At 65.4% G+C, this 21,524-nt stretch carries 24 protein-coding genes; 9 read left to right on the forward strand and 15 right to left on the reverse strand.

From position 1 onward, the window contains the following. Positions 1-7 precede the first annotated feature (7 nt). From EYB42_RS14505 to EYB42_RS14540, 8 genes are all read right to left on the reverse strand, one after another. Positions 8-280: a hypothetical protein gene (locus EYB42_RS14505; protein ID WP_135450847.1), complete on the reverse strand. Its 273-nt coding sequence runs from the start codon at positions 278-280 to the stop codon at positions 8-10. Then, positions 277-1,638, reverse strand: a complete 1,362-nt coding sequence (locus tag EYB42_RS14510; RefSeq protein WP_135450848.1) for a DUF6638 family protein — start codon at positions 1,636-1,638, stop codon at positions 277-279. The genes EYB42_RS14505 and EYB42_RS14510 overlap by 4 nt, the downstream gene beginning before the upstream one ends. Positions 1,639-1,735: 97 nt before the next feature. Then, a complete protein-coding gene (locus EYB42_RS14515; protein WP_135450849.1) occupies positions 1,736-2,251 on the reverse strand; it encodes an endonuclease domain-containing protein in 516 nt (171 codons plus the stop codon). After that, positions 2,248-2,646 (reverse strand): hypothetical protein, encoded by a 399-nt coding sequence (locus EYB42_RS14520; protein WP_135450850.1) that lies wholly within the window; start codon positions 2,644-2,646, stop codon positions 2,248-2,250. Before EYB42_RS14520 ends, EYB42_RS14515 begins: the two co-directional genes overlap by 4 nt. Then, entirely contained in the window at positions 2,643-4,568 is a 1,926-nt protein-coding gene (locus tag EYB42_RS14525) for an AAA family ATPase (protein WP_394346495.1), read from the reverse strand. Before EYB42_RS14525 ends, EYB42_RS14520 begins: the two co-directional genes overlap by 4 nt. Before the next feature lie 136 nt (positions 4,569-4,704). After that, the gene (locus EYB42_RS14530) at positions 4,705-5,832 is read right to left on the reverse strand and encodes a hypothetical protein (RefSeq protein WP_135450851.1); all 1,128 of its coding nucleotides are present in this window, start codon (positions 5,830-5,832) and stop codon (positions 4,705-4,707) included. Between the two features lie 160 nt (positions 5,833-5,992). Then, positions 5,993-7,063 (reverse strand): hypothetical protein, encoded by a 1,071-nt coding sequence (locus tag EYB42_RS14535; RefSeq protein ID WP_205909996.1) that lies wholly within the window; start codon positions 7,061-7,063, stop codon positions 5,993-5,995. Positions 7,064-7,227: 164 nt separating this feature from the next. Continuing rightward, positions 7,228-8,169 carry an L-threonylcarbamoyladenylate synthase gene (locus EYB42_RS14540; protein ID WP_135450853.1) on the reverse strand — a complete coding sequence of 314 codons (942 nt, stop codon included), beginning with the start codon at positions 8,167-8,169 and terminating at the stop codon, positions 7,228-7,230. Between the two features lie 112 nt (positions 8,170-8,281). Here EYB42_RS14540 and EYB42_RS14545 point away from each other — a divergent pair, with 112 nt between their 5' ends. The 5 genes from EYB42_RS14545 to mscL all read left to right on the forward strand — a co-directional run bounded on the left by EYB42_RS14545 (position 8,282) and on the right by mscL (position 12,529). Further along, entirely contained in the window at positions 8,282-9,985 is a 1,704-nt protein-coding gene (locus tag EYB42_RS14545; protein ID WP_135450854.1) for an acyl-CoA dehydrogenase, read from the forward strand. Next, positions 9,982-11,010, forward strand: coding sequence for an MBL fold metallo-hydrolase (locus EYB42_RS14550; protein WP_240784188.1), 1,029 nt, complete (start codon positions 9,982-9,984; stop codon positions 11,008-11,010). The genes EYB42_RS14545 and EYB42_RS14550 overlap by 4 nt, the downstream gene beginning before the upstream one ends. 99 nt (positions 11,011-11,109) lie before the next feature. After that, positions 11,110-11,280, forward strand: coding sequence for an aa3-type cytochrome c oxidase subunit IV (locus EYB42_RS14555; RefSeq protein WP_346763311.1), 171 nt, complete (start codon positions 11,110-11,112; stop codon positions 11,278-11,280). A gap of 25 nt (positions 11,281-11,305) precedes the next feature. Continuing rightward, positions 11,306-11,917 (forward strand): hypothetical protein, encoded by a 612-nt coding sequence (locus EYB42_RS14560; protein ID WP_394346496.1) that lies wholly within the window; start codon positions 11,306-11,308, stop codon positions 11,915-11,917. Positions 11,918-12,157: 240 nt separating this feature from the next. After that, positions 12,158-12,529 carry a large conductance mechanosensitive channel protein MscL gene (gene mscL / locus EYB42_RS14565; protein WP_135450855.1) on the forward strand — a complete coding sequence of 124 codons (372 nt, stop codon included), beginning with the start codon at positions 12,158-12,160 and terminating at the stop codon, positions 12,527-12,529. Positions 12,530-12,568: 39 nt separating this feature from the next. Here the strand turns inward: mscL and EYB42_RS14570 are convergent, their stop codons facing one another. Continuing rightward, the gene (locus tag EYB42_RS14570) at positions 12,569-13,174 is read right to left on the reverse strand and encodes a protein-methionine-sulfoxide reductase heme-binding subunit MsrQ (protein WP_135450856.1); all 606 of its coding nucleotides are present in this window, start codon (positions 13,172-13,174) and stop codon (positions 12,569-12,571) included. 62 nt (positions 13,175-13,236) lie between these two features. Continuing rightward, on the reverse strand, positions 13,237-14,355 hold the full coding sequence (ald, locus tag EYB42_RS14575) for an alanine dehydrogenase (protein ID WP_135450857.1): 1,119 nt from the start codon (positions 14,353-14,355) through the stop codon (positions 13,237-13,239). A gap of 161 nt (positions 14,356-14,516) precedes the next feature. Here ald and EYB42_RS14580 point away from each other — a divergent pair, with 161 nt between their 5' ends. Further along, positions 14,517-14,975 carry an Lrp/AsnC family transcriptional regulator gene (locus tag EYB42_RS14580; protein WP_135450858.1) on the forward strand — a complete coding sequence of 153 codons (459 nt, stop codon included), beginning with the start codon at positions 14,517-14,519 and terminating at the stop codon, positions 14,973-14,975. A gap of 134 nt (positions 14,976-15,109) precedes the next feature. Here EYB42_RS14580 and EYB42_RS14585 read toward each other — a convergent pair whose 3' ends face one another. Both EYB42_RS14585 and rpsU read right to left on the reverse strand, forming a co-directional pair. Then, entirely contained in the window at positions 15,110-16,123 is a 1,014-nt protein-coding gene (locus tag EYB42_RS14585; RefSeq protein ID WP_135450859.1) for an SDR family NAD(P)-dependent oxidoreductase, read from the reverse strand. A 130-nt stretch (positions 16,124-16,253) separates the two neighbouring features. Beyond that, positions 16,254-16,460, reverse strand: a complete 207-nt coding sequence (gene rpsU, locus EYB42_RS14590; RefSeq protein WP_081647654.1) for a 30S ribosomal protein S21 — start codon at positions 16,458-16,460, stop codon at positions 16,254-16,256. Positions 16,461-16,568: 108 nt separating this feature from the next. Between rpsU and EYB42_RS14595 the strand changes: the two genes are divergently transcribed. Next, on the forward strand, positions 16,569-17,240 hold the full coding sequence (locus tag EYB42_RS14595; RefSeq protein ID WP_135450860.1) for a COQ9 family protein: 672 nt from the start codon (positions 16,569-16,571) through the stop codon (positions 17,238-17,240). Positions 17,241-17,256: 16 nt separating this feature from the next. Further along, positions 17,257-18,249: an NAD(P)H-quinone oxidoreductase gene (locus EYB42_RS14600; RefSeq protein ID WP_135450861.1), complete on the forward strand. Its 993-nt coding sequence runs from the start codon at positions 17,257-17,259 to the stop codon at positions 18,247-18,249. 152 nt (positions 18,250-18,401) lie between these two features. Here the strand turns inward: EYB42_RS14600 and EYB42_RS14605 are convergent, their stop codons facing one another. Continuing rightward, the gene (locus EYB42_RS14605; protein ID WP_135450862.1) at positions 18,402-18,614 is read right to left on the reverse strand and encodes a hypothetical protein; all 213 of its coding nucleotides are present in this window, start codon (positions 18,612-18,614) and stop codon (positions 18,402-18,404) included. 98 nt (positions 18,615-18,712) lie between these two features. Here EYB42_RS14605 and EYB42_RS14610 point away from each other — a divergent pair, with 98 nt between their 5' ends. Further along, the gene (locus EYB42_RS14610; protein WP_135450863.1) at positions 18,713-19,576 is read left to right on the forward strand and encodes a LysR family transcriptional regulator; all 864 of its coding nucleotides are present in this window, start codon (positions 18,713-18,715) and stop codon (positions 19,574-19,576) included. 2 nt (positions 19,577-19,578) lie between these two features. Here EYB42_RS14610 and EYB42_RS14615 read toward each other — a convergent pair whose 3' ends face one another. Continuing rightward, positions 19,579-20,325 carry an NYN domain-containing protein gene (locus tag EYB42_RS14615; RefSeq protein WP_135450864.1) on the reverse strand — a complete coding sequence of 249 codons (747 nt, stop codon included), beginning with the start codon at positions 20,323-20,325 and terminating at the stop codon, positions 19,579-19,581. 52 nt (positions 20,326-20,377) lie between these two features. Further along, entirely contained in the window at positions 20,378-21,478 is a 1,101-nt protein-coding gene (locus EYB42_RS14620; protein ID WP_135450865.1) for an acyltransferase family protein, read from the reverse strand. Between the last annotated feature and the right edge of the window lie 46 nt (positions 21,479-21,524).

Consider the following 21,524-nt stretch of genomic DNA (forward strand, 5'->3'; position numbering starts at 1 on the left):
CGCGGCCTCATGCGTAGTTCATCAGATATAGAAGAAGGGCGATCACGATAAAAGGCAGGACGAAGATGATGACCAGAAGGCGGTTGCGCAGGCTGCCTTCGTAATCGGCCATGCCCTTTTCGATGAACGCCTTGCGCGCCGCATCGTCGCCCTGCGGAGAGGCATCCCATTCCTTTTCCAGCGCCTCGCGCCGCAATGAACGCGCATAGGTCCGCAGGATGAAATAGGCCACCGCCCCGACCACGGCCCAGATCAGGATAGCACGCAGGAAACCGATCATCGCTGCCCTCCGGTTCTGCCCCAGGGCCCCACCACGGGCGGCCGCACCGGCCTCGGCCCCTCGGCCATCTGCGGGCGGTGCAATTCGTCCATGCTCGGCTCCGGCCCGAACAGCGCGGTGCGCGCGCCCTCGCGGTCCACCTGATACTCCCGCGCCAGGAAATCCGCCACATAGGTCTTCTTGGCCTCGGACCAGGTGGCATACTGAGCGTAGAACAGCTCCTTGTGGACAATGAACATCTGCCGCACGTCCATGGGCGAGAGTTCCGACAGAAGCATGTTCACCAGGTCTCGGTCCGGCCCCTTGCCGCGCAGCGTGTAGAAATAGGCCGGATGCTCCGAGGTGATCTTCGGCCAGGGCCCCCCGGCCTCGACCCAGCGCAACAGGGCCGCGAGCCCCAGGAACTCCTCGGGCAGAGCGGTGCCCAGCCTGTAGGCCACCTTGCGGAGTTCGGTGCGGCGGGCATCGCCCACCTCGATTCCCAGCCGGTCGGCGGCATCGACCAGGATGAAATCCATCTTCTGCCGCAGGATGGCCGCCGCGTCGGCGCCGCGCGCCTGGACGATGGGTTCGACAAGGCCATTTCGCTCCAGCCAGTCGGCGATCTGGTTGCGGTGGGTCAGGTCCATGACCTGCGCGATGGGCACCTCGCCGAGGCTGCGCCAATCGAGCGTCGAGATCGCCGCCGGATAGCGCACGCCCTGAAAGATGTAGACCCCGCCGAAATGGCTGGTCCAGAAGTTCGACTGCTGGAACGTCATTGCCGGAAGGCTGATCGGCACCCGCGTCACGTCGCCCGTCTTCTTCGCCAGCCCGATCATCTCCGCCACCAGCACATCGTCGCGCCACCCGTCCGGCTCAACCCGGAACCGCTCGATCAGCTTCGCCAGCTTCCCCGCATCCGCCACATGCCCGCCAATCGTATCCGCCTCGACCGTCACTTGCCTGATGTCGAACAGCTTGGCGGGAGTGTCGAAGGCGTAGACCGAGTTCTGCAACTCCCCCGCCACCGCATCCCGCGCGGTCAGGGCAAAGAGCTGCGCCTCGTTCTTCTCGATGAACTGCGTCAGGATCCCCCGGCTGGTAGAGAACTTGATGTTGAGAAGCGGCGCATCCTTCTGCGCCGTGGTCAGCAGGATGAACTGCCGGTTCGCCCCGTTGGGGTTGAGGTAGAGGTGGTCCCCCAGCTCATCCCCGATCTCGGGCGAATAGCCGGAGAGGTCGATGTGGAAATCGTTCAGCTTCGTGGTCTTGCCGGTCAGATGCCTGAGCGCCCGGTTGTAGCGTTCGACAAGGGCCGGGGAGGAAACCTCGATCAGGTTCCCGAACATCAGGCCACGTTGGATGAGGCGTTTCATGTCCTTCCTCCGCTTGCGCTCTCGGCTGCCGGCGAGCCCCCCACCCCCCTCCCCTCCCCACGAGGGGGAGGGGAGGATCCCGCATCAACCGCCCCGCTCAACGCATCTTCGGAAGCGCCTCCCTCCCCCCGCGTGGCAGAGGGATGGGGTGGGGGGCGTCAGCCAAATGCGACTCCGCCAGCCTATAACGCACACCGCCAACCCCAAGTGCCTCTCCTCCCCCTCGTGGGGAGGGGATGGGGGTGGGGGGCACGCCTTCAGCCAAATCCTCACCGCTCACCGCATCGAAGATCACTTGCATCACCCCCTCGATATTCCCCGACACCTCCGAATTCCAGAACCGCACCACCTGAAACCCCTGCGCCGCTAACCACTCATCCCTCGCCATGTCACGAGGTCCACCATGGCCACCCCCATCGATCTCGATCACCAATCGCCGCCCCAGATCCGCGAAATCCGCGATGAACGGCCCAATCGGAGCTTGCCCCCGGAAATGCAGCCCCAGCATCCGGTTCAACTCCCGCAGCTTGGCCCAGACCTTCCGCTCCTGCGGCGTCATCTCCGCCCGCAGCTTCTTCGCGCGTTGTCGGGTGATCGGTTGAATGCCGGTCATGCCTCACCCCTGTGACCAGAACCTTCACCATCCACCATCCGCATCCCCAACCGCAGGTTCAGCTCCTGTGCCTTCACCAGCCAGACGAAGCCCAGGACCGGCCCCCACAAGAGCGCGAACAGCGGCGAGCGGCCCAGGAAGAACCCCGCCCGATCAAGTGGGGCTGCCAGAACCCCCGCCCAGACCCACTTGTTGATCGCCGCGTAAAGCCCGGCCGCCAGCACGGCCCCCACGACCAGCGCCACCACAGCCGTCACCCCCACCGCCCGCGCAAGCCGCGCCTGCGAAAGGTTCCCCGGCGCCGTCAGCCACCCCGGCAACCTCGCCACCAGCGCGCACAACCCCGCCAGCGCCAGGATGGAGTTCCAGAGGGTGACGCGCAGGGCTTCGGTCATTTGCGCTCCAGATACCGCCGCTTCGCCTCTTCCGTCCGACCGAACTCGCGCACCATCGCCTCGATGGCCACCTCGTCCGACTTGTCGGCATAGCGGAACTCGCTGTCGGCGTAGCGGTTGATCTCCTGGATCACCATGTCCACCGTGATCGGCGTCATCAGCCCTTTGATCATCGCCAGCTTCTCGTCATAGGGCTTGAAGAGGAACAGGTCCGGCTCCTCCATCCACTCGTCCGGCAGCTCGAAGTCCATCGCCCGGACCTTCACCGCATCGGTGATGTTCTTGATCGCCCGGCCCGTGAACCGCTCATCCGCCTGCTGGATCGCCTTCAGATAGGCCCCGATCTTCGCCAGCGTATCCAGCTTCCCGATCTCGGCCGACACCTTCTCCCACACCCTCATCAAGCCCTCTTCCTGCGGCTTCGAATGCCCCTCGAAGCTGGCGGCGACGGCCTTCCTGATCTCCTGCGCAGCGAACAACTGATGGTCCCCAACGGGGATGGAATGGTTCTTCCCCAAGAGAAGCGAGAGGATGTCGATGTAATCCTCCTTCGTCTGCGGCCCGTCCACCAGGAACCGTGCCCCGGCCCTTTGCCGCAGGGCGTCGTCCACGTTCTCCGGGTAATTACTGAACATCCCGAAGGTGCAGTTCCCCCGCACCACCGTCCCTGCGCCCGCAAAGGCCTGCATGAAGACCGCCGTCACCTCCTGTTGCCCCGCGCTGGACTGCCGGTCGCCCCGTTTGCCGGCCACCTGGTCGATGTCGTCGATGGTGCCGAAGCCGATGACCGAAGGGTCGAGGATCGCATCGATGAAGGCCTTGGCGTTCTGCCCCGACTTGCCCTGATAGCTGTCGATCTGGTCGATGGAGAAGTTCTGGTAGCGGAACGGATAGCCCGCCACCTTGCAGTAATCGTTCAGAAGTCCCGCCATCATCTGAATGAGGGTCGTCTTCCCCGTCCCCGGCCTGCCATCCCCCATGAAGGTGAAGATGAACCCGCCCAGTTCCGCAAACGGGTTCAGCCGACGCTCGAAGTCATAGGCCATCAGCATCTTGGCCAGCCGCATGGACTGATACTTCGCGATGTGGTTCCCAACCACCTCATGCGGCTGCTTGAAGGCCATGGCGATCATGCCGCCCTTCGCCGCCTTCGCCGGCTTGAACCCCGCGATGGTCAGCCCGTCCGCCTCGACCTTCCACGAGGCCCCAGTAAACACCGACACCCGAGCCCCATTCTCCGCCCGGATCTGCACCTTCTTCATCAGCGCCTCGGCAAAGGCCGACACCACCGCCACCAGCTTCGCGTCATCCGTCGCCAGCGCCCCGATGTCCTGATCCAGCTCCCACAGCGCGCCTTGCAAGGCGAGGGGAGCGTTATCGGTCAACACCTCCTCCACCTCGCCCAGCTCCACCGTCCCCGGCCCGACATGCGGCGCGATCAGATAGGCCAGCGCATTGGCGAAGGTGAACAGCACCACCAGCGCCTCGCCCTGCAACAATTCCCCGAACTCCGCCCGCCGGGCATCCGGCACCCGCCCCTCCAGGTTCGCCTTCTTCAGCTCCGCCAGACCAGACTGCGCCGAGAACGTCTCCCCCATCGCCAGCGCAATCGCCAGCGCCCGCCGCAGCGCGTTCAGCACCGCCGCCTGCACGGGCGAGACCAGCCCATCCCCCAGCCCCTCGATCCGCTCCGCCAGGCGCACCCCCCCGGGCCTGGCCGTCGTCCGCGCCGCCATTCCCGGCACGGTCGAGCGGAACGTGGGCCGCGTGCCAACCCCCGGAGACCGCTCCACCTGAACCGCCTGAACCAAGGGCTTCGCCAGCCGCGGCGCATGATCGAAGCCGAAGACCATCCCCAAGGCCGCCTCATACTGCGCCCGGATCGTCGCTTCCTTCAGCTCCATCGTGTCGCGCGTGCTCATCAATTCCTCCACCGAGAACCCTCGCCCCACCGTTCGCCTCCGGCGGGAGTATTTGGAAAAAGAGCAAGACCGGCCGGATTTGCCCTTTTCAGAAATACTCCGGGGTCCGGGGCAGCGCCCCGGGAGCCGCCCCAGGTCACAACGTCGGAATGAGCCGCCCCCCGGCACCCACGACGAACTTTCTGTAGCCGCGCAGCCCCGCCGGGTTCTGCTCGACCAGCACCTGATAGGGCCGTTCCGGCAGGATGATCATCCGGTCCTGCCGCGTGGCCCCGATCTCCGCCCCGGCGATCGGGTCAAGCCTGTAGACCTGCCGCAGCGACGAGGAAAACCACCCGTCCTTCACCGCCTCCTCGCGGTCGCTGACCAGATCCTCCACCGTCCAGACCAGCGCCCAGTCCTCGCCCTCCGGCGCCTTCGCCCCTTGCAGGACCATCGAGATCGGGCCGGATTGCAGAGTGAAACTGGCCGAATACATCGGCCCCAGGATGATCCGCCGCAGCCGTTTCGGGTGCAGGTCGTCGAAATCCTTGTCGAAGCCCGTGGCAATCGTCAAAAGCTTCAGCCCGCCCACCGACTGCGCCATCAGCGCCGCCTGCGCCTGCGGCCAACGGTAGGCATCGGTCGGCAGGGGCTTGCGGCCGGAATCCTCGAGATCCATCAGATAGACCACCGGCAGGTTGGCCTGAGTATCCCAGACCGCCCAGTGCACCAGAAAGTGCCGCCGCTCGCCAAGATCCCGGACCCACTGCGCATCCGGGTCGTTCCGCGCCCAGAAGATGCCGCCCGCCAGCAGCGCCTCGTAGTAATACCGTTGCGACAGCGCGAATTGCAGCGCCGTGGGGATGGTCAAATCCCCCACGATCTGCCGGATCATCCGGTCCTTCAGCTCGGCCTCCGAAGGCATGCCCGCCAGATGCTTAGCGGCCTGTTGGGCATCGACCGCCATGATCATCAGTTCCTGCGCCACCGGAAAGCCGCTCTCATGCCGGTCGATGGTGAGCCTGGGGGCGCCCTCGCCCCGCCCTGTCATCAGGTACTTGTTCGACAGCGCCCGGAAAGTCCCCGCCACCGCCATGAGATACCGCCCAAGCACCCGCGCCTCGGTCCGCGTCAGCTTCCCCTCATTCTCCAACTCCGCCGCCACCCGGCCCAGATGCCCCGAGATCGTGCCGAACTTGGCGAAATAGCGCCGCGCTGTAAGCGTGTCGTACAGCTCGTGATGGTCCGAGGTAAGGACGTCCTTGACGGTGGGGTCAGGCATGAGCGGACCCGTCGCCTGGCGCCAAGGTGCAGCCAGTGCAACCCCTCCCCCCCGTGGGGGAGGGAGGCGCAGCGTGCAGGCCGGAGTTCTGATGCTCGACCGGCGACCAGGCGGTCATGGCAGGACGGACAGGAACGGGCAGGACCATGATGCCGCGCCCCTACTCTCCATACGCGTTCTTGTCGTGTTTCTCGACAATCGCCGCGAACCTGCGCGCAAAGCGTTCATCCGCCTTCGCCTTCTGCTCCAGGATCTGCCGCGCGAACACCATGTGCCCCTCATGCGCTTCCAGCATGTCGGCCATCTTGTCGTTCGTCGCCGCCCCGATCGCCGCCATCGCGGTCTGGGCCTCCTGGTCGGTCTTCACCCCGATCTCGTTGATCCGGTGCGCCACGTCCTGCTGCTGCGCCGTCTTCAAGCTGGAGGTCAGCGCATCATACAGCACCACCCGCTGCTTCGTATCCGTCTGCAGCTTGTTGATCAGCACCAGCTGCGTCGCCGCCTGGTTCTGCAAGCTGTCAACCCAGGTCTTGCCCTTCTCGATATACCGCTCCAGCGTCTGCGACTTCGCCAGCTTCACCTGCTCGTCCTGCACCAGAGCGTTGTATTTCGCGTTCAGCGTCGCCAGCTCCGTCTCCAGCTTCGTCCGTGCCGCCGCGTCCTGTTCGACGGCAATCCGGTTCTCCAGCTCGATGATCTTCGGATCCATCGCCGCGATCTCGGCCCGCACCGCCTCCAGGGCCGCCACGGTTTCCTCGCGATCACTCAGCGTCGAGGCCAGATTCGCCTCTACCCGCGCCTTCTGGGTGTTCAGCAGGTCCAACTGGCCCTGCAACAGCTTCACGATCACGTCCGACTTGGAGATCAGATCCTGCAACTTGTCATCGATCGTTGCCGCCCGCATCCGCTCCTGCCGCATCGATTCCGCCTTGGCCGGGGCGAAGATGCCGATAAAGCTCTCAAGCCCGGTTTTCGACCGCATCTCGCTGAATTCCCTGGAAAATCCGGCAGTCACGTCGTCCAGCCCCATAATCAGCTCGGCGATGTTGGCGTTCATCAATTCGGTGTGCTTGTGCACGTCTTCCAGCGTTGCATTCTCCACGTCCAGGCTGATTCCCTGGTCCAGCTTCGACCGGGCCGCCTCAATCCGGCTGGTTATGGCAGAGATCTTCGCCTGCGCTTCGGCAACCTGCGCTTGGCTTTCCCTGATCTGCGTCTCGAAATCGGCCATGGAATCCTCCGCCAATGGTGTCGGCATCACATAGTAATGTTACGGCAAATTACATCATGCCTCTGCGCATTTCCTGCGCATCATAACGCCACAAGTCTTGCAGCAACTGCGAACGCACGCCAAGAGGGGAAAGCCCGGCGCAGTTGCAGTGTCGGCGCGTGCGCTCAGCCCCTTGGTGCCGCGGCCCGGCGCAGGCGATCATTGATTGCGCGGCCAAGGCCGGTTTCAGGTATCGGGGCAAAGGCGATACGCCCGCCGGGGCCGGCAAGCCGGTCGGCCTCGCGCAGGGCATGAAACAGCCGCGCTGCCGCCTGCACCAGATCGCCGGTCTCGGACAGGGTGAGCTGGCCCCTGACCGGGCCGAAGCCGACCAGAACCTCACCCGGCTGTGCTTCGGTCGCGTTCAGCCGCAGCGCCGCATCGGGGGCATAGTGCGATGCAAGCTGGCCCGGCGACATCGGCTTGCCCGCATCGCCGCCGATGGCAACAGGGACGCCCAATGCTGCCTCCAGGGCCTCGACCGGCAGGCCGCCAGGGCGAAGAAGGACAGGGTCGGGGTCGGGCAGAAGGATCGTCGATTCCAGCCCAACGGCGCAGGGGCCGCCGTCCAGCACGGCAGCGATGCGGCCAGACAGCCCGTTAAGCACATGATCGGCCCTTGTGGGCGAAACGCGGCCCGAAGGGTTGGCCGAAGGTGCCGCGACCGGCCCGCCAAAGGCGCGCAACAGGCGCTGCGCCAGCGGATGGGCCGGCACCCGCACCGCCACGGTCGGAAGGCCCGCAGAGACCAGTGGCGAAACCGCACCGTGGCGCAGAGGCAGGACCAGCGTCAGGGGCCCCGGCCAGAAGGCCCTGGCCAGATCGCGCGCCCGTGCGCTGATCTCGGCCACGCGTTCCACCGCGGCAAGATCGGGCAGATGCACGATCAGCGGGTTGAAGCTGGGGCGCCCCTTTGCCTCGAAGATCCGAGCCACGGCCAGGTCGGAACGCGCATCGCCGCCCAGACCATAGACCGTCTCGGTCGGGAAGGCGACAAGCTCTCCGGCTGCCAGCAGGCTTGCCGCCCGGGCGATTCCGGCATCGTCGGGGGCGAGGATCTCGGTCATGGTTCTGACGCAGCGTCCGGCTTGAAGGGCGAAGGGAATGGCTTAGCGTGCGGCCCTGGGCCGTCCATAAGCCAGCCCCTCTGCCTTGCCAAGCCGTCCGACGGAGGATCACATGCCCTATCGCGCCCCGGTCAGGGACATCCGCTTCATCCTGGACCACGTCGTGGGCTTTTCCCGGGTCGCCGCCACCGCGCGCTTTGCCGAGGCAACGCCGGACATGGTGCAGGCAATCCTGACCGAGGCCGGGCGGATTGCCACGGATGTTCTCGCCCCGCTGAACCGGGCCGGAGACCTGCATCCCGCGCGGCTGGAAAACGGGGCGGTTGTCTCAACGCCCGGCTTCGCCGAGGGGTATCGGGCCCTGGCGGAAGGCAGCTGGGTCGGTATGGCGGCCAGCCCCCACTTTGGCGGGATGGGGCTGCCGATCGCGCTGGCGACGGCGGTGGACGACATGATGTCGGGCGCCTGCCTTGCGCTGCATCTGAAGCCCGTGCTGTCCAAGGGCCAGATCGAGGCGCTGGAACATCATGCAAGCGACGAACTGAAGGCGCTTTATCTGCCGAAGCTGATCTCGGGCGAATGGTCGGGCACGATGAACCTGACGGAACCGCAGGCAGGCACCGATGTGGGCGCCTTGCGGACAAGGGCGGAACCTCTGGGCGACGGAACCTATGCGATCAGCGGGCAGAAGATCTACATCACCTGGGGCGACAGCGATCTGGTGTCGAACGTCTGCCATCTGGTGCTGGCCCGCCTGCCGGATGCGACAGAAGGAACGAAGGGCATCAGCCTGTTCATGGTGCCGAAATTCCTTCCCGACGCCGCCGGCAATCCCGGCCCGCGCAATGCTCTGCGCGTGGTCAGCCTGGAACACAAGCTGGGAATCCATGGCAGTCCGACCTGCGTGATGCAGTATGACCGTGCCAGGGGCTGGCTGGTGGGTGGTCCGCACAGGGGCATGGCGGCAATGTTTACCATGATGAACAACGCCCGCCTGTCGGTCGCAGTGCAGGGCGTCGGGCTGGCCGAGGCGGCCTTGCAGCAGGCGCTTGCCCATGCGACCGACCGGCATCAGGGGGCAACGCCCCTGGCAAAGGACGGGCCGATCCTGGACCACGCCGACGTGCGCCGGATGCTGGCCACGATGCGGGCAAAGGTCTTTGCCGCACGCGCGATCGCGCTGGCCTGCGCCGTCGCCATCGACATGGCCACCGCCACGGGCGAGGCGCACTGGCAGGCGCGCGCGGCGCTGCTTACGCCCGTCGCCAAGGCGTTCGGCACCGATATCGGCTGCGAGGTCGCCTCGCTGGGTATTCAGGTTCACGGCGGCATGGGCTATGTCGAGGCAACCGGCGCGGCGCAGTTCCTGCGCGATGCGCGGATCACCCCGATCTACGAGGGGACGAACGGCATCCAGGCGATGGACCTTGTGGGGCGCAAGCTGGCCGATGGCGGCGATGCCGCCTTCCGGCTGATCGACGAGGTGCAGCAAAGAGCCGAGGTCGCGCGGAACACGCTGCCCGATCTGGCGGGCGAGGTCCGGCAAGCGGCGGATGCGCTCCGCTGGGCAACCGGGGCGCTGGTCCAGCAGGCTTCGAACGACCGTTTCGCCGGAGCGGTACCCTATCTGCACGGCTTTGCCCTGGTACTGGGGGCGGATGCGCATCTTGCAGCGACGCTGGCCGACCCTGCCCGCGAACCGCTGGCGCGTTTCTTCATCCGTCGTCTCCTGCCCGAGCATCTGGCGCTTCTGGCGCAGACACGCGAAGGTGCGGCGGGGCTTTATGCCCTCAGCGCCAAGGATCTGGCCGCGTGACCGACTCCATCCTTCATCCCTTCGACGCCCCGCCCCGCGAAGGCGAGGCCATCGAGGTAGCGCCGGGAATCCTGTGGCTGCGCCTGCCGCTGCCGATGGCGCTGGACCATGTGAACATCCATGCGCTGGATGACGGCGAGGGTTGGACGATCATCGACGCCGGCCTGTCCTCCAAACGGTCGAAGGCGATCTGGCAGCGGATCCTGGCAGGCCCCCTGGCCGGCAAGCCCGTGACCAGGCTGATCCTTACCCATCACCACCCGGATCATGTGGGCCTTGCCGGCTGGTTCCAGTCCCGGGGGGCCGAGCTCTGGGCCAGCCGCACGGCTTGGCTCTACGCACGGATGCTGACCCTTGACGTGCAGGACCGGCCTTCGCCTGAGGCGCTGACCTTCTACCGCCGAGCCGGGCTGTCAGAGACAGAGCTTGCGAAACGGGCCGGGGAAAGACCCTTCAACTTTGCCGATGTCGTCGATCCGATGCCATTGGGCTTCATGCGGCTGACCGAGGGGCAGCGGCTGCGCGCGGGCGGGCGCGACTGGACGGTGCGCATTGGCCAGGGCCATGCACCAGACCATGCGACGCTGTGGTCCGACGACGGCATCGTGCTGGGCGGCGATCAGCTTCTGCCCGGAATCTCGGCCAACATCGGGGTCTATCCGACCGAACCCGAGGCCGACCCGTTGACCGAATGGCTGGCAAGCTGCCGCGCCTTTCAGGCCCATGCGTCCGACGACCAGCTGGTCCTGCCGGGCCACAAGCTGCCCTTCACGGGCCTGCCCTTCCGCCTGACGCAGATGATAGGGAACCATGAAAGCGCGCTCGCGCGTCTGCTAGACCACCTTGCCACCCCGCGCACCGCGACCGACTGCTTCCTGCCGCTTTTCCGGCGCGAGATCGGAGCGGCAGAGTTCTCGCTGGCTTTGGTGGAATCGGTCGCGCACCTGAACTGCCTGATGCGGCGCGGTCTGGTCACCCGGTGCCTGACCGCAACCGGCGCCTGGGCTTGGGAACGCGTGGCCTGATGCAAGCGGCGGCACGGCTGCAATGCCCAGGCCTGGGCTGGGGCGACTGCGCCCCCGTGACAGCCGGGGGTGAATCGGCTATGGGCATGGAAACGACCAATGAAAAGGGGAACGGGAACCATGGCCGACCAGCACCACGCCGAACACAAGCACGGCTCGATGGACATCCGCGAACAGGAAAAGACCTTCGCGGGCTTCATCCGCATGTCGGTCTGGGTGGCTGGCATCGCGCTGGCCATCCTCGTCTTCCTTGCGCTGGCGAACTCCTGATCCCGCGATCATCGGAATGCCGATGCTGCGCCTGGTCCTTGCGCTGACTGCGCTTTTCGGTCTTGCGGCCTGCGGGGCCGAGCCGGTCTGGGCGCCAGAGGAACAGGTGCAGGCCGCGCGCTTCGTTTCGGACGACCCCCCGTCGATCACGCTTTACACGGTGGTCAACAAGTCCTCGGGTTCGGGCGCGCATTCTGCGATCCTGGTGAATGCTTCGGAGCGGGTGATCTTCGACCCGGCGGGAACCTGGCATCACCCCCGCCTGCCGGAACGCAATGACGTGCATTTCGGCATGACCGACAAGGCCCTTGCCTTCTATATCGACTACCACGCGCGCAAGACCTACGACGTGATCGAGCAGAAGGTATATGTCTCGCCCGAGGTGGCCGAACATGTGCTGCGCGAGGTGAAGGCCTATGGCGCCGTGCCGAAGGCGATGTGCACGCAGGCCACGTCCAGCGTGCTGCGTTCGACCCCGGGTTTCCAGTCGATGCCGTCCACCTTGTATCCGAAGAAGCTGTCCGGCGCCTTTGGCGAGCTGCCGGGCGTATCGACGCGCGTCATCACGGATGACGACGACGACAACAACCACGGGGTGCTGATCGTCCAGCGCAACGGCGACCCCCTGGAAGGATGACGCCGGCCCGATCGCTCGTCGATGAAGGCGGCACTCCTTGCTGAGCGTCTGGGCTGTGGGGCGGCAGCGGCAGGTGCCCCCGGATGAGGCGAGCGGAGCCCAGCCCTACCGGATCGGACCGGGTCTGGTGAAATTTCCCGTTGGGAACCGCCTGTCCTGTGCAATAGTCGGTCCGGGTTTCGGCACCCGTCAAGTCAGAACGACTGCCGGTCAAGGCAGGCGAACAAAGGGAACCGTGGAATGCTTAACGAATTCAAGACCTTCATTGCGCGCGGCAATGTTCTGGACCTGGCCGTTGGCGTGGTCATCGGGGCGGCCTTCACCGCGATCGTGACCTCCCTCGTCGATGACCTGATCAACCCGCTGATCGGGCTTATCGTCGGCGGAATCGACTTCTCGAGCTGGGGCTTTGCGATCGGTGACGCCAAGTTTGCCATCGGCAGCTTCATCAACGCGGTCATCAAGTTTCTTATCGTGGCCTGGGTGGTGTTCCTGATCGTCAAGGCGGTAAACCGGCTGATGCCAAAGAAGGAAGCAGCCCCGACCGCCCCCCCGGGACCGTCGGACAACGACCTGCTGAAGGAAATCCTGGCCGAGCTGAAGAAGCGCTGAACACCGGACACCGGCCTGCGGCAAACCCCGCGGGCCTGGTCAAGCTGGCCTTCCGGGCCTTTCGCGCAGATACCAGTACCATGCGCGATAGGCCCACAGCGCGACAAGCGGCGCGAAATGCACGGCGGCGGGCTGCCAGCTGCCCCAGTTGTGCAGCGCGGCCCAGTGGATCAACACCAGAACCGCCGCCGGATAGGCGGCGCGTTGCAACAGTTTCCAGCCCCCATGCATCCGGCGTTGCGCGGCGTCGTTCGACGTCAGCGCGAGCGGCACGAAGATCAGGAAGGCAAGCCAGCCGGTCCAGATCTCGGTGTGCTTCAGCGCGTCGATGATGCGGTCAAGGCTGCCACGGTCGATCACATAGACCAACGTGTGCAGCGCGGCATAGGCGAAGGCCGCCACCTCGATGTCGCGGCGGTGGTGAAGCAGCCAGCGCGGCCAGCTTTTCCCCTTGAACAACAGCATCAGCCCTGACGCCATCATCCCGATGATCATGAACCGTGCGGCCCATTCGCCGGTCGGGCGCAAAAGGTGGTGGAAGGCTTCCGGATCGTCGCCCAACAGCGGGCCGATCATCGGCAGGACGGGCAGCGCAAGAACGGCCCAGAGAATCAGGGTAGAGGGTTTCTGGCCTGTCAGGGTCATGGGGCACCTTTCATCCGGTGCCCCATTCATGCACGAAACGGGGGCGTCCGTCGTGATCTGGATCAGAGTTTCAGGGCCTCTTCGCCGGAAATCGTGGGCAGGCCCAGTGCCTTGCCTACGGCTTCATAGGTCAGCTTGCCGGCGTGCACGTTCAGCCCGTTCAGCAGATGCCGGTCCTCGGCACAGGCCCGCCGCCAGCCCTTGTCGGCCAGTGCAAGCATGAAGGGAAGCGTCGCATTGCCCAGCGCCTGGGTCGAGGTGCGCGCCACCGCGCCCGGCATGTTGGCCACACAGTAGTGCATGATCCCATCCACCTCGTAGATCGGATCCTGATGCGTGGTCGGGCGCGAGGTCTCGAAGCAGCCGCCCTGGTCGATGGCCACATCCACCAGCACCGCGCCTGGCTTCATCTCGGACAGCTGCGCCCGGCTGATCAGCTTCGGTGCCGCCGCGCCGGGGATCAGCACCGCGCCGATCACCATGTCGGCGGTCCGCACCAAGTCGGCCAACGCGCCGGCGCTGGAATACTGGGTCACCAGCTTGCCGTGGAAGATGTCGTCCAGATAGGACAGCCGCGGAACCGAACGGTCCAGCACCGTCACCCGTGCGCCCATGCCCACGGCAACCCGCGCCGCCGCCGTGCCCACGACGCCACCGCCGATGATCACCACATTCGCCGGGGCCACGCCCGGCACGCCGCCCAGCAGCACCCCGCGCCCGCCATTGGCCTTTTGCAGCGTCCAGGCACCGACCTGCGGCGCCAGACGGCCGGCAACCTCGGACATCGGGGCCAGCAGCGGCAGGCCGCCGCGTGCGTCGGTGACGGTTTCATAGGCGATGCAGGTGGCGCCGCTGGCCAGCAGATCCCTGGTCTGTTCCGGGTCGGGCGCAAGATGCAGATAAGTGAACAGCACCTGCCCCTGGCGCAGGCGCTTGCGTTCGACCGCCTGTGGTTCCTTGACCTTCACGATCATGTCGGCGGTGGCAAAGACCTCTTCCGCCGTGTCCAGGATCCTGGCGCCGGTGGCCAGATAGTCGGCATCGGAAAAACCGGCACCAACCCCGGCGCCAGTCTCGATCACCACCTCATGGCCGTGGGCGATGGCCTCGCGCGCGGCATCCGGGGTCATGCCCACGCGGAATTCCTGCGGCTTGATCTCTTTCGGGCATCCGATCTTCATCTGTGTGTCTCCCTGCGTGGCACGGCGGCCCGCTGTCATGCTTGTGAGGAAAGTTTGCGCCTCTTGCCGTGAAAATGCTTTGATTTCCGGGTGACCGAAGGGGCAGGTTGCAGTAGATTTCTGCGCAAGACGCCTTTTTGACCGAAGAAATCACCAGCGACATGGATCTTGACGCCACAGACCGCCGCATCCTGACCGTCCTGCAAAAGGACGGCCGCATCACCAACGCCGAACTGTCAGAGGCGGTGAACCTGTCGCCCTCGGCCTGTCATCGCCGCGTGCAGCGGCTGGAGGAAGAAGGGTTCATCGCCGGCTATGTCGCGTTGCTGGACCCGCGGAAGATGGGCCGGATGACCACCGTCTTCGTGGAGATCACGCTGCAAAGCCAGGCAGAGGAGCTTCTGGATGCCTTCGAGCGTGAAGTGGCGCGGGTGCCGGACCTGCTGGAATGCCACCTGATGGCGGGGACGGCGGATTACCTGCTGAAGATCATGGCCGAGGATACCGAGGATTTCGCCCGCATCCACCGTCAGTTCCTGTCGCGCCTGCCGGGGGTGCGGCAGATGCAGTCCTCCTTCGCCTTGCGGACGGTGGTGCGCACCACGGCGCTGTCCGTCTAGACCCGATCACTCCGGCCAAGTCGCAAGGCGCTTCCCTCCCCCCCTTGTGGGGGAGGGAGAGGGGCTCCGCAAAGGCTCATCACCCCCTATCCCCTTCCACAAGGGGGCGGCGCGGGGCGCATCCTGGGTCGGGGTCAGACCTGGAAATAGTCGCGATACCAGGCGACAAAGGCTGCCACGCCCTCGCGCACGCCGGTTTCGGGGCGATAGCCGGTCAGGCGTTGCAACAGGCTGCAATCGGCCCAGGTCTCCGGCACATCGCCCTTCTGCATCTCCTTGAATTCCTTCGCAACCGGAAAGCCCAAGGCGCGCTCTATCTCGTCGATGAACGTCATCAGCGGCACGCGGGTCGAGTTTCCGATGTTCACGATCCGCCAGGGCGCGACGGGGCTGAGGCTGTCGCCGGGCTGGATGTCCTCGGGACTGGCCGGCTCTACCGGCGGGGTATCGATCAGCAAGCGGATGCCGCGCACCAGGTCGGTGACATAGGTGAAGTCGCGCGCCATCCGGCCATGGTTGTAGACCTCGATCGGCTCGCCTGCCAGCGCGGCCCTGACGAACTTGAACAGCGCCATGTCCGGTCGCCCCCAGGGCCCGTACACGGTGAAGAAGCGGAACAACGTGGTCGGCAGCTTCCACAGATGCGCATAGGCATGCGTCATCGCCTCGTTCGCCTGCTTGGTCGCGGCGTAAAGCGTCAGGGGATGGGCGGTCTTCTGCGTTTCGACGAAGGGCATCTCGGTATTGGCGCCATAAGCCGACGAGGTGGAGGCCATCAGCAGGTGGCTCACCCCAACGTCGCGGGCACATTCCAGCACGTTGAAGGCGCCCACCAGGTTCGCTTCGACATAGGACCGTGGATTTTCCAGCGAATAGCGCACGCCGGCCTGGGCCGCGAGGTTGACGATGATGTCAGGGCGTTCGCGCCGGACCAGCGCCTGCAGGCGGGGCATGTCCTCCAGCATCCCTTCCTCGCAGCTGAAGCCGGGGGATTGCAGCAGGATCTGATGCCGTGCGCGTTTCAGGGCAGGGTCGTAATAGGCGGTCATCCCGTCATAGCCGACGACCCGGAAGCCTTCGGCCAGCAGGGCCTTTGCCAGATGAAAGCCGATGAACCCGGCGGTTCCGGTGATCAGGACTGTGCGCATCTTCCGCCCCTTCTTGCGGCTTCAGCCGTTCCCCTTCCGGTGCGGGAAAGTCAAGCGGGCAACGAAAAACCCCCGACCATCGGGACGGGGGTTGATCGATCGGGCATCGCTGCCCCAGTGTCGCGGTGTCTTACAGACCGCCTTCACGCTGAAGCTTTTTCCGGGCAAGTTTCCTTGCGCGACGGATCGCTTCGGCCTGTTCCCGTGCCTTCTTGACCGAGGGCTTCTCGAAATGCTGCTTGAGCTTCATTTCCCGAAACACCCCTTCCCTCTGAAGTTTCTTCTTCAGGGCACGAAGAGCCTGTTCGACGTTGTTGTCGCGGACGCTGACCTGCATGTGGTTGTCACCACCTTCCTAAGCTAGAGTTGCACTATGATGTGCAGGCCTGCGCCCTATAACAAAGGGGGCGGGGCTTGTCCACCGCCAGAGGGAACGGAGAAGCGGATGACCGATGACATGAAGGACCGGCTGCTGGATGCGGCCCTGTCGCATGTGCCCTTCGATGGCTGGTCCGAACGCACCCTGCGCGCCGCGGCATCGGATGCCGGGGTTGACCTTGCGCTGGCCCGGGCCCTTTACCCAAGGGGCGGCGTCGATCTGGCGCTGGCCTATCACGCGCGGGGCGACGCCGAGATGGCGGCGCGCCTTGCAAGCATGGACCTGTCGGCCATGCGTTTCCGCGACCGCATCGTCACCGCGGTCCGCACAAGGCTGGAGCTTGCGGATCGCGAACTGGTGCGGCGCGGGGCAACCCTGTTCTCCTTGCCACAACATGCGCCCGACGGGGCGCGGGCGATCTGGTCCACAGCAGACCGGATCTGGACTGCCCTGGGCGATACCTCGCGCGACGTGAACTGGTACACCAAACGCGCGACGCTGTCGGCGGTCTACGGGGCGATGGTCCTGTATTGGCTGGGCGACGATTCGCCCGGGCATCAGGCGACCTGGGATTTCCTGGACCGCCGAATAGAAGGCGTGATGCAGTTCGAGAAGCTGAAGACGAAGGTCCGGGAAAATCCGCTGGGCAAGGCGCTCGCCTCTGGCCCAATGAAGGTCTTCGACCGCATTCGCGCCCCCAGGCTTCCCGACAACCTGCCCGGACGCTTCCCGCGCTGACCTGAAAGATCTTGTGATGACCCTTTCGCATTCGATGCTGGCTGTCGAAATCCCTGCCCCCGGTGGGCCCGAAGTCTTGCAGCCCTGTTCGGTGCCCGTCCCCGTGCCCGGCCATGGCCAGATCATCATCCGCGTCGCCTGGGCCGGGGTAAACCGGCCCGACGCGCTGCAACGCGCCGGGGCCTATGCGCCACCGCCCTCGGCCTCGCCGCTGCCGGGGCTGGAATGTTCGGGCACGGTGGTCGAGGTGGGCCCGGGGGTGACGCGCTGGCAGATCGGCGATCAGGTCTGCGCGCTTTTGCCGGGCGGCGGCTATGCCGAATATGCCGTCACCCATGAGGCGCACGCCCTGCCGATCCCGCTGGGCCTGTCCCTGCGCGAGGCCGCCTGCCTGCCGGAAACCTGCTTTACCGTCTGGTCGAATGTGGTGATGCGCGGGCGACTGAAGTCGGGAGAGCGGTTTCTGGTGCACGGTGGCACCTCCGGCATCGGCACGACGGCGATTCAGATGGCACGCGCGCTGGGGGCCAGGGTTTTCGCCACGGCCGGAACGGACGAGAAATGCCAAGTCTGCCACGAGCTTGGCGCCGATGTGGCGATCAATCACCGGTCGCAGGATTTCGTGGCCGTCCTTAAGGAACAGGGCGGGGCGGATCTGATCCTGGACATGGTGGGCGGACCCTATATCGAGCGCAACATCAAGGCCCTGGCCGATGACGGGCGGCTGGTGCAGATCGCCTTTCTGCAGGGGCCTAAGGTGACGCTGAACTTTGCCGAGCTGATGATGCGGCGGCTGACGCTGACCGGCTCGACCCTGCGGCCGCAGTCCGATCTGGCCAAGGCCCGTATCGCGCGCGAAGTCGAAGAAAACATCTGGCCCATGATCGCCCGGGGCGCGCTCAGGGTCGTGGTGGACAGCGAATTCGACCTGCGCAATGCCGCCGCCGCACATCGGCGGATGGAATCAGGCGCACATGTCGGCAAGATTGTCCTGAAGGTGCAGGACTAGGTTCCTTCTGCCTCTGCAGGCATCATCCCTGTTGCCCCGGCCTTATCCGGGATTGGAACGGGCGGGTCTGCCTGCGGGCCGCGCCTGGTGCGGCATCGTCTTCTCGTCGCAGGGCGCGAGACTTGGCGAAGCCATCGACGGTCGTTGCCAGCCTAGCACCTGTCTGGCACCCGCGCCGCTGAGGGACGGCATTTCCGTGCATGAAACCAGGTCAGCAGTCGTGCCAGCGCCGCCACCCTGCGGGCCTGCCGCGTCTCGCGCAGGGCTTTGCGGTGTTCGGCGCGATGAAAGGCGTGCCGATCGCGCGGCGTGCCGTCGGCATGGTAGGGGGTAGTTTGCAGAAGGTCGAGGTTCACGCCATGCATGGCTTACGTTCCAGGTCAGCTATTTCCGATTGGAATGCCAGAAATACTGGGCTAACGTAACTCAGGAATATCCCCAGAACGTAAGATGAAATTACGTCATGCGATGGCGCGACCTGCCTTCCCTGTCGTTGTTGCGGGCCTTCGATGCTACCGCCCAGGCCGGCAGTTTTGCCGAGGCAGGCCGTGTGCTGAACGTCACCCACGCCGCGGTAACGCAGGCGGTGCGCGCCCTGGAGGCCGACCTGGGGGTGCAGCTGGTGCGCCGTGCAGGGCGGACCGTGGCACTGACAGGGGCGGGCGAGGCGCTGGCGCGGTCGCTAGCCGAAGGGTTCGGAGCAATTGCGGCGGGGGTCGAGGCCCTGCGCCAGCGCGAGGCGCGAAGGATCGTTCGGGTCACCACCACGACATTCATCGCCGAAACCCATGTCATGCCGCGCCTGCCCGAGTTCTGGGCACGGCACCCCGGCGTCGAGGTGGCGCTATCGCCCAGCCCGGCAAGGATCGACCTGGCGCGTGACGGTTTCGACATGGCAATCCGCGCTCTCTCCGACGGCTGGGAAGAGGCCCCGGACGAAGAGATCCGGCCGCTCTGCCGGTCGCCCGTGATCGCGGTCTGTGCGCCGTCGCTGCTGGCCCGTGGCCTGCATCCGCAGGACATGCCCTGGGTGATGGGCGCGGACCGGCATCTGGAACTGGCCGAGGTGGCGGGCACGGGCCTTGACCCGGACCGGCTGCGGCGGGTGGAGGTCGGCAGTCCGCATCTCGAGATGTCGGCCTGCCGGCAGGGTCTGGGCGCGGCCACCGCGACCGAGATCATCTGCCGCGCCGATCTGGAGGCCGGGCGGCTGGTGCGGCTGCCGCTGTCCGGCCTGCCGGTCGTGACCTATGCGCTGGTGCTGCCCAAGGGTCCGCGACGGCCGGCGGTGACGGCGTTTGCTGACTGGCTGGCGACGATCTTCTAGGCTCAGGCCTTATCGCGCACGATCAGGTGGTTGCCCTCGCCCTTCAGCACCTCGAAGCGGCCGGTGCGCTTGAGGAGGTCGGAGAGTTTCTGGCAGCCGTAGCTGCGGCTGTCGAAATCGGGGTAGAGCTGGGTCAGCACCTGGCCAAGCTGCCCGAGCGAATAGGTGTCTTCCTCGATCCCGATCTTCTTCATCGCGGCAAGGACAAGCGGGATCGCCTTGGACGGCGGATCCTTTTCGGCCTTTGCCGGTTCCTTCGCAGGCTTGGCCGGGGTCGGCGTGTCGGGGGCAGGTTCGGGCGGGTTGGCGATGTTTTCGAGGAACAGGAAACGGTTGCAGACGTTACGCAGGGATTCGGGCGTCTTCTTCTCGCCCACCCCGATGACCTGCAGCCCGTCCTCGCGGATGCGGCTGGCCAGCCGGGTGAAGTCGCTGTCCGACGACACCAGCACGAAGCCATCGACCTTGCCGGCATGCAGGATGTCCATCGCATCGATGACAAGGCCGATGTCGCTGGCGTTCTTGCCCTTCGTGTTGGCCGATTGCTGGTGCATGACGAGGCCCAGATTGCGGGCCTTTTCCTTCCATTGCGACAGCGCCTGCGAGGACCAGTCGCCATAGACCCGGCGGACCGAGGGCTCGCCATAGGCGGCGAGTTCGTCCAGCACCGCCTCGATATGGCGGGCGGGGATGTTGTCGGCGTCGATCAGAACGGCCAGGCGCGGGGCGCGGTTCGGGTCTGCGGGCATGTGGTCCTGTTGCTTTGCTGGCTGGCCTTTGGGCGCTGCCTAAGGTGCAACCCTAGGTTGGTGCCGGGAAATCAAATCCGCCATCCCTCCGCACGGTCCTGTTCGGGGTCGAGGTGGGGAAATGACGCTTGAGCCGGGAAATCGGCTCTTCAATCAGATACCACGACAATGTGGCCGCGACCATCGTCAGTATGGTGATCACCAGAAAGGTCCGCAGGTCGCGTTGATAGAGGTCCGGAAACGCCTCGCCCACAGCCCACCAGACCAGCATGTGATACATGTAGACACCATAGCTGATCTGACTGAGGAACCGTGCCGGCCTGGAACCAAGCAACCACCCGACCGGCCCCCGAAACCCTTGAAATGCCCCAACAACAATCACTGCCAGGGCCGGCATGCTGAGGATGCGGTAGCTGTCGCTGTTGCCGAACCCTTCCCACAGCAGAAGCGGCGAAAACAGAACCGCGGTGCTTGTCACCAGCGCCAGCGGGGTGACAACGACCTGACGAACTGCGTCGTTGCGCTGCAGAAGATAGGCGAAGGCCCCGAAGGCAATAGGCGCCCCGCTAAGGACAAGTTGCTTGACCCATCCGCTGATCCCCATGGCTTCGGCATTCGCAAACACGAAGGTCAAGGCGGTGATCAGGACCAGCGTCACCACATAAATGCGCGGCAACGGCAGAAGCAGGATGACGACCGGCCAGACCAGGTAGAACTGTTCCAGCACGTTCAGGCTCCACAGATGGCTGAGCACCCAGGGCTGGTAGGCCTCGATCATCACGAAGCGCACATTCGACAGTTGGGCAAGGTGCCACAGCGCCTCGCTGCGGAAACCGTCAATGTCGAAAAACGCTGCAAGACCGACCAGAATGCACAACGCCGGAAACAGGCGCAGGGCGCGCCGGACATAGAAGTTCAGAATGCGGATCTGCCCGCCACGTTCCTTTGCGGTGTAGAGGATGTGTGTGATCAGAAAGCCGCTGACGACAAAGAACAGCGCCACCCTCAGCCCCTCGGTCAACGGGTTCTTGTCGTAAAGGTGAACGTACAGGACACCGATCATGGCCAGGGCGCGCAGCCCGTCGATCTGTGCCCGGCGACCTGCTCCCTCCTCTCGAACGCCGCTCCGCTGTGCGAGTGTTCCCACCGACATGATCAGGGGCCTGAACCTGTGCTGCGACCTCACCTAGTGCCGATCA

Source organism: Tabrizicola caldifontis, from assembly GCF_004762095.1.
Lineage (GTDB): Bacteria > Pseudomonadota > Alphaproteobacteria > Rhodobacterales > Rhodobacteraceae > Tabrizicola > Tabrizicola caldifontis.